Source organism: Rhodococcus sp. 05-2254-6 (assembly GCF_002258565.1).
In the GTDB taxonomy this organism is placed as follows: Bacteria; Actinomycetota; Actinomycetes; order Mycobacteriales; family Mycobacteriaceae; genus Rhodococcoides.
The window spans coordinates 33,476-47,685 of sequence record NZ_NOZF01000096.1; the positions used below are offsets into that span (position 1 = coordinate 33,476).

Annotated in this window: 10 protein-coding genes; 4 read left to right on the forward strand and 6 right to left on the reverse strand. The window is 65.9% G+C overall.

Going from position 1 to position 14,210, the window contains the following annotated elements; translation table 11 throughout:
• The first annotated feature begins 18 nt into the window (after window positions 1-18).
• Together CH256_RS11765 and CH256_RS11770 are read left to right on the forward strand one after the other, a co-directional pair.
• Entirely contained in the window at window positions 19-771 is a 753-nt protein-coding gene (locus CH256_RS11765; protein WP_094669695.1) for an IclR family transcriptional regulator, read from the forward strand.
• Between the two features lie 67 nt (window positions 772-838).
• On the forward strand, window positions 839-2,014 hold the full coding sequence (locus CH256_RS11770) for a 4-hydroxybenzoate 3-monooxygenase (RefSeq protein WP_094669689.1): 1,176 nt from the start codon (window positions 839-841) through the stop codon (window positions 2,012-2,014).
• Window positions 2,015-2,022: 8 nt separating this feature from the next.
• Here the strand turns inward: CH256_RS11770 and CH256_RS11775 are convergent, their stop codons facing one another.
• The 6 genes from CH256_RS11775 to benA form a co-directional block, all read right to left on the reverse strand.
• Complete coding sequence (locus tag CH256_RS11775) at window positions 2,023-3,270, reverse strand: benzoate/H(+) symporter BenE family transporter (protein ID WP_094669690.1); 1,248 nt, start codon at window positions 3,268-3,270, stop codon at window positions 2,023-2,025.
• The gene (locus CH256_RS11780) at window positions 3,267-4,631 is read right to left on the reverse strand and encodes an MFS transporter (RefSeq protein WP_094669691.1); all 1,365 of its coding nucleotides are present in this window, start codon (window positions 4,629-4,631) and stop codon (window positions 3,267-3,269) included. Before CH256_RS11780 ends, CH256_RS11775 begins: the two co-directional genes overlap by 4 nt.
• A 151-nt stretch (window positions 4,632-4,782) precedes the next feature.
• Window positions 4,783-7,473: a LuxR C-terminal-related transcriptional regulator gene (locus CH256_RS11785; protein WP_094669696.1), complete on the reverse strand. Its 2,691-nt coding sequence runs from the start codon at window positions 7,471-7,473 to the stop codon at window positions 4,783-4,785.
• Window positions 7,474-7,533: 60 nt separating this feature from the next.
• Window positions 7,534-10,248: a benzoate 1,2-dioxygenase electron transfer component BenC gene (gene benC / locus CH256_RS11790; protein ID WP_217901109.1), complete on the reverse strand. Its 2,715-nt coding sequence runs from the start codon at window positions 10,246-10,248 to the stop codon at window positions 7,534-7,536.
• The gene (gene benB, locus CH256_RS11795) at window positions 10,238-10,744 is read right to left on the reverse strand and encodes a benzoate 1,2-dioxygenase small subunit (protein WP_094638854.1); all 507 of its coding nucleotides are present in this window, start codon (window positions 10,742-10,744) and stop codon (window positions 10,238-10,240) included. Before benB ends, benC begins: the two co-directional genes overlap by 11 nt.
• A gap of 1 nt (window position 10,745) precedes the next feature.
• Window positions 10,746-12,113 carry a benzoate 1,2-dioxygenase large subunit gene (gene benA, locus CH256_RS11800; RefSeq protein WP_094669697.1) on the reverse strand — a complete coding sequence of 456 codons (1,368 nt, stop codon included), beginning with the start codon at window positions 12,111-12,113 and terminating at the stop codon, window positions 10,746-10,748.
• A 251-nt stretch (window positions 12,114-12,364) separates the two neighbouring features.
• Between benA and CH256_RS11805 the strand changes: the two genes are divergently transcribed.
• Together CH256_RS11805 and CH256_RS11810 are read left to right on the forward strand one after the other, a co-directional pair.
• Entirely contained in the window at window positions 12,365-13,294 is a 930-nt protein-coding gene (locus CH256_RS11805) for a LysR family transcriptional regulator (RefSeq protein WP_094669698.1), read from the forward strand.
• On the forward strand, window positions 13,291-14,210 hold a 920-nt coding region (locus CH256_RS11810; protein WP_094669692.1), incomplete at its 3' end, for an enolase C-terminal domain-like protein. The genes CH256_RS11805 and CH256_RS11810, both read left to right, overlap by 4 nt.

The following is a 14,210-nucleotide window of genomic DNA, read 5'->3' on the forward strand; positions in this document are numbered from 1 at the left end:
GAGGCTATCGTCGTCCGGGTGGCGGGCAATGCGCGGGATCCGGGGGTGTCGGTGGCCTCGCGGCTGCTCGCGCTTCTGGCTGTGTTCGACGAGAAGACCCCTTCGCTGACGCTGTCCGAACTGGCCGACGGCGCAGGCCTGCCGATCGCCACCGCGCATCGGATGGTGCGTGAACTGGTCGACTGGGGGGCGCTCGTTCGCGGCGAGGACGGCCGCTACGTGGTGGGGCGTCGACTGTGGAAGTTGGGATTGCTGGCACCGGATCAAGCCGATCTGCGGGAGATCGCCTCACCGTTTCTGCACGACATCTACGGCGCGACACTCGCCACGGTGCATCTGGCCATTCGCGACGGCGACCAGGTGCTCTATCTCGACCGGCTTGCCGGGCACGCGTCGGTGCCTGCGGTCAGCCGGGTCGGAGCGCGCCTGCCCCTGTGTGCGACCGGAGTCGGCAAGGTGTTGTTGGCCTACGCCCCGCGCGAGGTGCACGATCGCGTGCTGGGGAACCTGACCCGCATCACCGCGTACACGGTGACTCATCCGGGGAAGTTGGACAGCGAACTACGCCGAGTGCATCGCGAGGGGTATGCGCAGACGGTCGAGGAGATGACGCTGGGGGCGTGTTCGGTGGCCGTACCGGTCCGCGGTGAGGGTGATCGGGTGGTGGCGGCGTTGGGCATCGTGGTTCCGAGCATCGGACGAGATCGAGCCAGACTGGTTGCCGCTCTGCAGGTTGCCGCCCGAGGAATCGAGCGAAGTCTGCGGGGATGAGAGCGGTGTTTTCGCTGAGTGGAAACGTGGTCTTGTTCGCGGCCCCGATGCGCGGTGTACTCGATGCATGCGTACACAGGTCGCCATCATCGGTGCAGGGCCCGCGGGTCTGCTGCTGTCCCACCTGCTCGGGGAGCAGGGAATCGACTCCGTTCTGATCGAGTCACGCACGCAGGAGTACGTACTCTCGCGCATTCGCGCCGGCATTCTCGAGCACTCGACGGTCCAGTTGCTCGACGACCACGGCCTGGGGGAGCGGTTGCATCGCGAAGGCCACGAGCATCGCGGAATCTATCTGCAGTGGCCGGAAGAGCGGCACCACATCGACTTTCGCGACCTGGTGGATCGAAGCGTGTGGGTGTACGGGCAGACCGAGGTGACCAAGGATCTCGTTGCGGCCCGGGAGAAAGCAGGCCAGCAAATCTTCTACGACGTCTCCGATACCGCGTTGCACGACGTCGAGTCCGACTCCCCGTACGTCACGTTCACCGATGCCTCGGGTACTCCGATGCGGATCGACGCGAATGTCGTTGCCGGGTGCGACGGTTCGTTCGGTCCGAGCCGCGCTGCGATGCCGGACTCGGTGCGCAACACCTGGGAGCGAACGTATCCGTTCTCCTGGCTCGGGGTGCTGGCTGACGTCGCGCCCTCGACCGACGAGCTCATCTATGCCTGGCATCAGGACGGATTCGCGATGCACTCCATGCGATCGTCGACGGTCAGTCGGCTGTATCTGCAGGTGCCGAACGGGACCGACATCGCCACCTGGTCCGACGACAGAATCTGGGATGCGTTGGCACGCAGGCTCGGTCACGGGCAGAACGGCTGGGAGCTCACTCCTGGACCGATCACCGAGAAGAGCGTGTTACCGATGCGCAGCTACGTACAGACGCCGATGCGACACGGCAATCTCTTTCTGGCCGGTGATGCCGCGCACATCGTGCCGCCCACCGGAGCGAAGGGCCTCAACCTCGCAGTGGCCGACGTCGCCCTGCTGGCACCGGCACTGACATCACTGCTGGGCAAGAACGATTCCAGCGCCGCCGATGCCTACAGTGACGACGCACTCCGACGCGTCTGGCGCTGCACGCACTTCTCCTGGTGGATGACGACGATGCTGCACACCGGCGACGACCCGTTCGATGCGCAGTTGCAGCTCTCGCAGTTGAAATGGGTTGCTTCCAGCGAGGCGGGGGCAAAGGGACTGGCGGAGAACTACGCCGGTCTGCCGATCGGATTCTGACCCGGGAACTACCGTCGACGATCCAACACGTAGGTCACCGCAACGCCGGCGACCAGTCCCCAGAACGGAGCCCCCAGGCCCGCGACGTCGGTTCCGGAGACGGTGACCAGCAGGGTGATCAGCGGCGCGAGTACCGGACGGCCGGTCGAGTCGGAGAATGCGGCGGTGAAGGCTCCGCGCAGTGCCTCGAGCATGGCCAGACCGGCGAGGGCGGCGATGAACGTCGCGGGTACCACTGCCAGTCCGCGCACCAACACCGGTGCCAGTACACCCACGACGACAGCCAGTGCGCCGCAGGTCATTCCGGCGATGTACTGCCGCGACCGTTCACCCACAGCGACGAGCAGTGCGTTGGTGGGACCGGCGAGACACGTCGACACCGCACCGAGCGGTGCGACGAGAAGCGACCACACCCCGCACGCGATGGTGACAGCGGTCATCGGAGGCCGGTGGCCCGCGGAGCTCAGGACGGCAGCGCCTTGACCGTTCTGCACCGCGACCACGGTGATGGCGAGCGGTATCACCAACTGCGCCATTGCCGCCCCACTGAACGACGGCGCAACGAGTTCGGGCAGACCGATCAGAGGGAGCTCGGCCGCGGGGCCGGTCAGTGGGGTGTATCCGCCGGTGACCGCTAGCGCAGCGAGACCGGCCACCAATGCCGCCAGCACCGGCGGTATCCGCTTCGACCAGACATCGGATCGCGTCAGGGCCAACCACGCCACGACCATGGTGCCCGCGACCAGTACGTTCGACGAAACGGACTGCACCAGTCCGGTTCCGAACGACAGGAACGCGCCGGCAACCATCGCCATCACCACACTGTGCGGCAGAAAGGCCATCAGCTTCGCGACGACACCGGTGGCACCGAGCACGATGATGAGAACCCCGGTCGCGAGATAAGCCCCGACGACTTCCGGCCAGGTCAGCGACGCCAGCGACTGACCGACCAGGACGGTGCCCGGAATGGTCCAGAAAAAGCTCAGCGGCATTCGGTACACCCAGCTCGCCACCAGGGTGAGAATGCCGTTGAGCACGAACACCCCGAACACCCATGACGCCGTCTGCGCGGCGGTGAGCGAGCCTGCTGCCGCGGCACCCATGATCACCGCAACGGGCCCGGTCGCGCTGAACAGCACGCCGGTCGCCCCTGCACCGACGTACAGCCCGCCGAAGTCCGCGCGCAGAGCACGCAGATTCGGCGGGCGACGTTCCGGTAGTTCGCTCGAGGTCGGCCTCTGGAAAATATCTGTCATTCAGCCACTTTCACCGGTTCTTCGATTGCTGGATCGGATCGACGCAGTGCCCGAACCGCAGGGACGGCTGTGGTGACGAGAGCTCCGAGTAGGGCAACGACGGCGAAGATGTAGAACGCCTGCGAGGACGCGATTCCCGCACCGAGCAGGATACCGCCGAGCAGCGGCCCGAGAATGCCGCCGAGGCGTCCGAAACCGGCGCACCATGCGACGCCCGCCGCCCTGGCGGTCGTTGGGTAGTAATTGGAGACGAAGCCGTAGATCAGCACCTGGGTGCCGATAGCGCCGATTCCGGCACCGGCCACGGCGACGAGCAGTACGCCGAGTGGGAAGTTCAACGTCAACAACACCAACGACAGTGCGGCGAGGCAGAAGGTGGCGGCGATGACGCGCTGTGGTCCTGTCCGATCGGCGACGCGAGAGGCGATCAATCCACCGATGATGGCACCACCGTTGAGCACCAACAGGAACGACAGTGAACCCTTGGCGTTGTATCCGGCCTCGGACATGATCTGCGGGAGCCAAGTATTGAGTCCGTAGGTCAGCAGCAGGCCGGAGAAGCTCATCAACCCGAGGAGCGCCGTCGGGCGCAGCAGTGGTTTGCGGGCGAGCGCGGCGAATCCGACGCGATCGCCGGCGACTGCGGGCTCGGGCTCGGGCATCGGGATTCCGGTCTTCGCGCAGATCTGCTGGGCATCGGCGACGCGTCCGTGCGCGAGCAACCACCGCGGGGATTCCGGCATACGGAGCACCGCGAGGGGCAGCAGGATGACCAGGGGCAGTGCTCCGATCCAGAACAGTCCGCGCCAACCGATGCTGTCCTGCAGGGCGATTGCGGCCAGAGAAGCCAGGACGCCGCCCGCGGGGATACCGCTGTAGACGATGGCGTTGAACAGATTTCGACGGCCTGCCGGTGCGAACTCGGCGATCATCGCGCCGACCGTGGCGACGAGTCCGCCGACTCCGATTCCGGTGACGAATCGAAGGATTCCGAAAGCGGTGATGTTCTGGGCCAGTGCGGTGGCCCCCATCCCGACCGAGAACCACACGATGCACGTCAGCATCGTGCGCCGACGCCCGATGCGATCGCCGAAGGCTCCGGCTGTCAACGCACCCACCATGACTCCGATGAGAGCGTACGAACCGAGGGCACCGGCCTGCTCGGGGCCGAGAGCACCCAGTTGGGTCGAGTCGGCCAGCAGTGTCGGCAGGACGGTTCCGTACACGACGAGGTCGTATCCGTCGAAAACGATTGCTGCGGTGGAGAGTGCGACGATCCAGATCACGCTACGTCGGTGACGGTCGCTGGCCCAGCCGGCGGCGGCTGCGCTGCGGGGCGTCGGAATTGTCGGTGAGGTCATCGACTGTCCTTCGGTAGAGGGCCCGTCGTGGCGGGCGAATGCGGCACCCGGTCGGTGCAGTACGGCAAGTGTGTCGCACTGTGCCCTGGGTCACACCGGGTAAATGCCTAGGATCGACCCAGGGTTCGTGCCGAAAAGCACTGTTGCACAATCATGGTGGCGTGCTCTCGGATGCGCGGGCCGCGGCGAGTTCGGAACGGGATCGAACGCCGAGCTTGGCATAGACACGCGTGAGGTGGAACTGCACGGTCTTCACCGACAGGAACAGTTCCGCGGCCACCTCTCGATTGGTCAAACCCGTTGCGACGAGGGTGGATACCGCGTCCTCCTGTGGCGTCAGCGCGTTGTGCGGCCGGTCCTTGAGGATTGCGTGCACTCCACCTGCCTTGAGCTCGCGGTCGCACCGCCGGACGTACGTCGTAGCGCCGAGGGAAAGGTAGTCGTCGCGGGCCGCGGTGACCACCACGTCGGCTTCGCGTCGCTTGCCTGCCCGCCGCAGCGTCTGGCCGTACGCGTAGTTCACCCGGGCGCGGTCGTACACCAGGGGCAGTGGCATGAGCGAATCCAAAGCATCCTCGAAAGATGCTCGTGCAGAATCCATGTCGCCCGTTGCGCCGTGCCATCTACCGCGCGCACACGCGAGCCGGGCATGTGCCGATCGGTGGCCGCGCTCTGCCACCCGGGCTTCGTGGGGAGTGAGGAAGGCATCGGCTTCGTCGAGCCTGCCCTCCACGATCAGCGCGTTGGCGTACACGTCCGGCCAGGCCCAGAAGCCCGGCTCGGAGACGTCGGCGTGTGCCCATTGCTGTGTCAGCGGACTCAGGGCACGCAGAACACCGGCATAGTCGGCCCGAGCCTCGGAGATCGCTGCGCGGCCCAGAGCGGTGGGGACGCGCATGATCTCGTAATCTCGAGCGCCGGATTCGCCTCGTCGTGAACTCGCCGCGGCGGCATCCCAGTCACCCCGAAGCGCGTGGATCTGCATGGCGGTCCACTGCAGGAGCGGGACGATGAGGGCGGCACCGGAACTGTCGGCCAGGTCGGAGGCGCGCCCGACTATCCGCAGCGCCGCGTCCCATTCTCCGGTGACGAAATACGTGCGGGCCAACCAGGCGTTGGCCCACAGTGCGATTCGGGTGGAGCCGCCGAGGAAGTCCGTCGGTGCCGCGGCTTCCAGTTCGGACCTCGCCAGCTCCACCGAGTCGGTGGCCAGGTGCAGCCAGCCGGCACCCATTTGCACTCGCTGTCCCACGGCTCCGGTACCGGCCTGTCCCCACAGATCCTCGTAGCTGGCCAATGCTTCTGCGACGCGGCCGGTTCCGGCCAGGCCGAGCCCCCGGATGGCCTGTGCTTCGACGGCAGTCGGATGGTCCGAGCCGACGAGTTCGACGGCGCGGTCGGCCCAGTACACCAGTGCGCCGCCGTCGCAACGGGCGAGATTGTGCAGTACCTGGCGATGACAGATGACGGCGGCGACGTCGCGATCGTGGCGGGTTCGGACGAGCTGCCACGCCCGTGTCAATCGGGCGTCGGCCTCCTGCGGGCGGCCCCGCAGAATGGCGAGATAGCCGAGAACGGCGTTGCGGCTCGGTGTTTCGTGCAGACTCTCGATCTCGGCGATGTAGTCCGATGCTCCGCGAACGTCACCGGCACCGATGAGGGCGTCGACGCCGCGCACGAGTCGATCCTCGCGCAGGCCTGAGTCGCCGGACGCTCGGCTCGAGAGCATGAAGAGCCTGGCAGCGGTAGCCCATTCTCCGGTCCGCGCGCGTTCTGCGGCAAGTGATTCGAGCTCGCCGGCCATGTGCGGCTCGGGTAGGAGCGCCGCCTCGGCCCGGTGCGCAAGCCGATCGGCCGGGTCGGCTTCGGCGGACGCCGCGGCTCTGTGGACGTCGGCGATGCAGGTTCTGCTCATGGTGGCCAGTACGGCTGCGCGAATCATCCCGTCCGGGCACTCGAGCAGGGTGATACCCGATCGACGGCGCACGAGAACAAGGCCCAATGCCTCCGCCAGATCGAGTGCAGCACTGGGATCGTCGATCTCTGCTACCTCGCGCACTGTCGAGACCGGTCGAGCGCCATCGAGCACGGCCACGGCCTGCACCAACCGAACTGTGTCCGAGGAACTCTTGCTCAGTGCCGCTCGCACCGATGCCTGCACGTACTCGGGTGCGGGTAGTTCGGGCCGCACGCCCGTCCACATGTGGCCGGGCAGTTCGGACAGCAGCGCCGACACCTGTTTCGGGCGGCCACCCGTGTGCGCGGTCAGGTGCGCGGCCGACGACGGTGAGAGTATGACGCCGCGCAGCGCAGCGAGTTCTGCGACGTTGTGGCTTCCCAGCGGTTCGACGACGAACCGGGTATCGGCTGCGCGATCGAGTATGTCGTGCGATTCGATGCTCCCCGCGGGCAGAACTCGACGGATGCACACCACGGCAATCTTCGAGTCGCGGTGGCGTCGGACGGTAGAGGCAAGCACGCGAAGCGAATCCGCGTCGGCGTCCTGAGCGTCGTCGATCAACACGGCGGTCACCGAGGGGCCGTTGCTGCCTGCGATTCGCTCCGGCAGCGTCCGGCCGTCGGCGACGTCGATCTCGGGAAAGCACTGATGCGCGATCTCCCACGGTCTGCTCGTCTCCCACGGTACGGCGGACACCTGCCGGACGCGCGGGCGAGGCTCGGCCGCGTCGAGGCGGGCAGCCAGCTCTCGCAGCACAGCGGTCTTGCCGACACCCGCCGCGCCGTCCACGACGACGAACCTCGATCGGGCGTCGGCGTCCTGCACCTCGTCCACCAGCGCATCGAGCAGCTCGCCACGGGCAACGAGCGGCGCGGGGGACATGAGCTCACCGTAGCGGTGACGTGCGGGTACGTCCGGCAATCGAACCGACATCGCGCACACTCAGCCCGGGTCGCCGCCGGCGACGGGGAGCACCGTACCGGTGATGTACGACGCCTCGTCGGAAGCCAGGAAGCAGATCGCCGCGGCCTGCTCGTCCAGCGTCCCGTAGCGCTTGAGCAGGGACGAGTCGACGGTCTGATCGACGATGGCCTGGTACCACTGCTGTTCCTGATCGGTGCTCGGCGCAGGTCCGCGAGCGACTCGGCGCGGCGGTGCCTCGGTCCCTCCGGGCGCGGTCGCGACCACCCTGACCCCGTGCGGAGCCGCCTCCAGTGCGAGTGCGGAGGTGATGGCGTTGACTCCACCCTTGGCTGCGGCGTAGGGAACTCGGTGCACTCCGCGGGTCGCGACCGAGGAGACGTTGACGATGGTTCCGGTGCCTTTCGAGATCATGTGCGGGATCACCGCGCGACACGACCAGAGTGTGGGGAACAGCGAGCGCGAGATCTCCTTCTCGACCTGCTCCGGTGGGTATTCCGCGAACGGCTTCGCCCAGATGGTCCCGCCCACCACGTGGATCGACACGTCCACTCGTCCGTGCGCTGCCAGCGCCGCGTCCACTGCGCTCGACGCACCGGCCCACGTTTCGAGATCGGCCAGCACACTGGATGATTCGGTGCCGTCGCGGCCGAGCTCGGCGCTCAGTTCTTCGACGAGTTCGGATCGATCGGCCAGCATCAGGGTGCCGCCCTCCGCGGCGATCCTGCGTGCGACGCACTCTCCGATGCCCTGCGCGGCACCGGTGATCAGGACGACCTTCCCGGCGAACCGACCCGGGCTGACGAATCTGGGTCGCTTGCTCGCGGCCGAGTCGTGCATGGCGCGCTTCATCGTGGTCTTGGAGCGGTCGGCATGGTCGGCGATCAAGGTGCGGGCGCGTTCTCGGTCGCCTGCCTCGAATGCGTCGACGATGTCGAGGTGATCCTGCGCGCACAACGGGTCACACCACGTCGCATTGCGGAGCACGTCCTCCATTGCAGCTTCGACCCCGAGGGCCCGATATGCCTGCAGCAGATGCTCGTTGCGTGTCTGGGTGAACAGGTAGTCGTGGAAGGCGGCGTTGGTTTCGGTGTACGCGGCGGCGTCGACGAAGCGATCGCCGTCCACGTAGCGGGTGGTGGCCTCCGCGAGCAATCGGTAGCCCGCGATCTGCTGGGAGCTGAGCCTGCCGATGACCAACTCCAGTGCGCCGAGTTCGAGTGCGCGTCGGGCCTCGAACACCGCATCGGATTCGTGCACCGAAGGATGTTCCTCGCCGATCTCGTAGTCGACGGTGGCTGCGGCAGGCTCGACCCGGTCGAACAACGGCTCGATATCTCGGTCCGGCCATATGCGTTGACCGGCGACCGACTGGGCATCGGGTGTGACGGCGAGACCGTCCGAGGCCTCGTCGAGGGGGTCGGCATTACCGGTGCCGTGGGAGACGATGCGCTGGCGGGCGATCGAGGTGATGGCAAGGGCTTCGTCGCTCGCCGAGATCGCAGTGCCGGCGCGGAGGGGATTCTCGTCGCGAGCATCGAAGAGCGTTCGGCCGCAGACGGATCGAGCGTCGGTGGCAGGCCGGTCCTCGGTGACGAGGTCGTGCTCCTCCGCACCCGTCGCGGGAACCCGTTCGACCGCAAAGGGCGTGGTGTCCGCTGCAGTCGGCTTCTCGACGGGATCAGGACGCTCGACGGCCGGGGCAGACGGTGCGAACTTCTCGTAGTAGAAGCCGGTCGGTTCGATTCCCGACTCGGCGAAGTGCGCACGCACGGCCTCCACCATCGGCGGAGGACCGCACAGGTAGACGGCAACATCGCCGTCGTACAGGTGTTCCTCCCTCAGCAGCGACGTGACATAGCCCTTGTTCGCGGCCGTGCTGTTCGGATCCGACACACAGTGATCGAAAGTGAACGCATCGAGTTGCGAGGCGAGTGCGGCCAGCTCGTCGAGGAGTACGACGTCCTCGTCGGTGCTGACGCCGTAGACCAGATGCACAGGACGCGAGGATGATTCGGCCGCCAAGGTGCGCAGAATCGACAGGATGGGAGCCAAGCCGGTTCCGCCGGCCAACAGCAGCGCGGGCCGTTGCGCTTCCCGAAGGAAGAAGCTGCCGTGCGGCCCGGTGAACGAAATCTTGTCCCCGACGGCTGCGGCGTCGGCCAGGTAGGTCGACATCGACCCGTCGGGGGTCAGCTTCACCAGGAACTCGAGCTCGTCGGATCCGGACACGCAGCTGAACGAGTACGACCGGGTCTGCTCCGATCCTGGCACGGTGATGTTGACGTACTGGCCCGGTAGGAAGGTGAGTTCGTCGCCCTCCGGTGCCTCGACGGCGAGGCGGACCGTCGTCGGTGAGAGTCGATCGACTGCGGTGACCACGGTTTCGTGCGTCGCCGCTCGGGTTTTCGCAACCGCGGAGGTGCTGGCGATCTGGAGTACGAGGTCGGACTTCGGAGTCATGCTGCACGGCAGGCAGTAGCCCTGCTCCGATTCGCCGGCGCTGAGCGCGTCGTCGAGGTACGTGCCGCCGTCGAAGTCGCCGGATTCGCACAGTGCCTTGCAGGTTCCGCACGCCCCGTCCCGGCAGTCGAGGGGGATGTTGATTCGCGACCGATAGGCGGCGTCGGCGACGGTCTGGCCGTCGGAACAGGTGATGAATCGGGTGACGCCGTCCTCGAAGGACAGTGCGACGGAATGGCTCACGAGGGGTCTCCTTTCCTGATCAGAAGTGATAGATGTCGACGACGTGGTGGATGTAGTCGTTCTTGAGCACCACGGTCTTGCGGCGGATCAGCGGGGATTCGCCCGAGAAGTCGATGGTGTAGAAGGACGTCCCGTAGTACGGATCGATCGTCTTGTACCGGAAGTACATCGTGTGCCAGTTGAAACGCACATCGACCAGGTCGCCTCGGCGTTCGATCACCTCGACGTTGCTGATGTTGTGACTCGTGCGCGGCTCGGGAATCGAGGTGGCACTGGAGCGCTCGGTGCGGATGCGGAACACCCGGTCCTCGAGGCCACCCTTGTTCTCGTAGTAGATCAGCGAGATGTCGGTCTGCGGATCCTCGGTGAGCAGATCGTCGTCGCCCCAGCAGGGCATCCAGTACTCGACGTCGTCGGCGTAGCAGGTGAGCCAGAGTTCGAACTCCCGGTCGTCGAGGTATCGGGCCTCGCGGTAGAGGAACTGCTCGATCGCGCTCTGCGTGATGCGAGTTTCGGTGGAGGTCATGTCATTTCACCCGGCTCTCGGTAGCTGTCCTGTCGATGGCAGCGAGCAGGGTGCTGCGCCAGTAGCCGTGCTGAACGGGGAAGAGTCCCTCGTCTTCGTTCTTGACTCCCGCGGAGATCACCCCGTGCATGTCCAGTGCCTCGGCCACTGGATCCGGCCCGGTCAGCCAGTGCTCGGCACCGCGGCTCATGTCGTTCCACGGCGCATTGGTCGCCTGGAACGTCAGCTGGCAGGAGCGGAACTCTTCCAGGTCGTCGGGGGTGGCCATGCCGGAAGCGTTGAAGAAGTCCTCGTACTGCCGAATGCGGTGCGAGCGAGCGTCTTTGCTTTCGCCCTTGGGAGCGATGCAGTAGATGGTGACCTCGGTCTTGTTCGGCGCGATCGGGCGGAAGTGCCTGATCTGGGTGCTGAACTGATCCATCAGGTAGACGTTCGGGTAGAGGCACAGGTTGCGTGAGCCCTTCACCATGAATTCGCCCTTGGCATCGCCGAACTGCTCCTTGAGCGCATCCATCTGGTCCCACAGCGGCCGATCCTGGGGGTTGGCGGCCCACGTCCACAGGCACAGGTGCCCGTTGGGGTAGGACCAGTAGCCGCCACCGGATTTGCCCCAGCCGCCTGCGTCGAGGGCCTTGGTGGTGTTCTTCGATTCGCCGTTGTTGCGCCGCGAGGTGGTCGCGGCATAGTTCCAGTGCACGGCACTGACGTGATATCCGTCGGCACCGTTCTCGGCCTGCACCTTCCAGTTGCCGTCGAAGGTGTAGGTCGAGGACCCCCGCAGTACTTCGAGACCGTCCGGTGATTGATCGACGAGCATGTCGATGACCTTGGTGGTGTCGCCGAGGTGCTCGGCGAGCGTCGAGACGTCGTCGTTCAGGCTGGCGAACAGGAACCCTCGGTAGCTCTCGAACCTCGGCACCTTGGTGAGGTTGTGCGAGCCGTCGACATCGAACGTGTCCGGATAGCCGGCACCCTCGGGATCCTTGACCTTGAGGAGTGTGCCGTCGTTGCGGAAAGTCCAGCCGTGGAACGGGCATGTGAGGGTGGGGCGATTGTCGGTCTTCCGGCGGCACAGCATCGCGCCACGGTGCGCACAGGCGTTGATCAGGCAGTGCAGCTCCCCGTCCTTGTCGCGGGTGATGACCACCGGCTGACGACCCATGTGCACGGTGAAGTAGTCGCCGTTGTTCGGAATCTGGCTCTCGTGGGCGATGTAGATCCAGTTGCCCTCGAAGATGTGCTTCATCTCGAGCTCGAAGATCTCCTCGTCGGTGAAGATGCTCCGATTGGCTCGATAGACGCCGGCGTCGGCATCGTCGATCACCGCTCCGTCGATGGCGGCGTGCGCCTGATCCAAGATTTCCGTCATGGTCGTGTCCTCGCTGTCGTTCGATTCCGCGGCGGTGCAAGTCGCGTGGCGGTTGTCTCCGACTCTGACACCGAGTGGCATCGGTCACACCAGGGCTTTGTCTAGGCTCGACCAGGGTGCATATTGATCGCGTTCACTTATCAATCGACCGGAAATTGGTCTTTGCTGTCGATGGATGTGCGGCTTACTGTGGGCAGGGTCACGCCGAGGAGTACATCGGCTCGGAACGCGATATCGGAGAGGAAGTCACCGTGGAGCTGCGGCACCTGTATCAGTTCGTGGCGGTGGCCGAGACGTGCCACTTCGGTCAGGCTGCCAAGCGCCTGCATCTGGCGCAGCCGGCGCTCTCCCAGTCGGTTCGTCAACTCGAGGCAGAACTCGGCGTCACGCTGCTCACTCGCACCACACGGCAGGTCAGCCTGACGCCCGCGGGCGAGTTCTTCTACCGCGAGACGGTCCGAAACCTGGAGAACATCGAGCGAAGCACCCACGGTGTTCGACGCATCGCCGAGGGGCGCTACGGGCTGGTACGTATCGGTTTCACGGGTACCGCTGCCTTCGATCAGCTGCCGCCGATCGCCAGAGCGATCAAGCAGCGCCTGCCCGGCCTCGCACTCGAGGTCCACGGGGATCTGCTCACTCCTGCTCAGGTGGAGGGGCTGCGCTCCGAGCAACTCGACGTGGCGGTACTGCGGCCGCCCGTGGCGGGCGACGATCTGGTCATCCGCACCATCACCACCGAATCTCTCTTGCTGGCAGTGCCCGTCGACCATCGGTACGCCGCCGAGGCCGCACTCGAGGTAGCCGACCTCGCCTACGAGGACTTCGTGATGTACGCGGACTCGCATTCGGTGGTCAACGAGGCAGTTCTACGTAGTTGCCGCGCAGCGGGTTTCAGCCCCCGACGTGAGCACGAGGCCCCCGACACGTCCGTGTTGCTGGCCCTGGTCGCTGCCGGGCTCGGGGTGGCGCTCGTTCCGGAATCCGTCCGAGCACTGCAACTCACCGGGGTCGTCTTCCGGGACATTGCGGGCGCAAGCACCATAGATCTGGCATTGGCCTGGCATCGCGACCGACCGTCGGCCCTCGTCGACGCATTGGTCGGCGCTCTCGAAGAGGCCGGGGTCCTGCCCCGCGTCGACACACTTTCTCCACCACCCGACCCGAAGGCAGTTCTATGAAGATCGTTGCAGTCGAGGCGATTCCGTACAGCATTCCGTATGTCAAGCCGTTGAAGTTCGCCAGCGGAGAGGTGCATGCCGCCGATCACGTGCTGGTTCGAGTGCACACCGACGACGGTATCGTCGGCACCGCAGACGCGCCCCCACGTCCCTTCACCTACGGCGAAACTCAGCGCGGAATCGTCGCGGTAGTCGAAAGCCTCTTCACCCCTGCAGTTCTCGGACTCACCCTGCTCGATCGGGAAGTGATCCGCTCCAGGCTGACCCGCACCGTGGGCAACCCGGTGGCGAAGGCTGCGATCGACATGGCCGTCTGGGACGCGCTCGGTCGCACCCTCGACCTGTCCGTCACCGAGATGCTCGGCGGATACACCGACCGGATGCGGGTGAGCCATATGCTCGGATTCGACACTCCTGCAGCGATGGTCGACGAGGCGACTCGAATGCGCGAGACCTACGGAATCGAGGTGTTCAAGATCAAGGTCGGTCGCCGACCCGTAGCCCTCGACACCGCCGTCGTGCGCGCGCTCAGGGAAGGTCTCGGTGAGGACGTCGAACTGTACGTCGACGGCAATCGCGGCTGGACTGCTGCAGAATCGGCACGCGCCATGAAGGACATGGCCGATCTCGGACTCACCCTTGCCGAGGAGCTGTGTCCGGCCGACGATGTTCTCGGTCGCCGCTGGCTGGTGCAGCAACTCGATGTCCCCTTCGTCGCAGACGAATCGGCCACCACGCCTGCCGAAGTGACTCGCGAGATCCTCGGCGGATCGGCGACGGCGGTGAGCATCAAGACCGCCCGCACGGGGTTCACCGACTCGACGCGACGTCAGGTCGAAGGCGGCACCGAAGGCAACGGTGCAGGCCGAGCCGAGTTGACCGTCGATCTGGTTGCCCATCACCACATCCAGGCCGA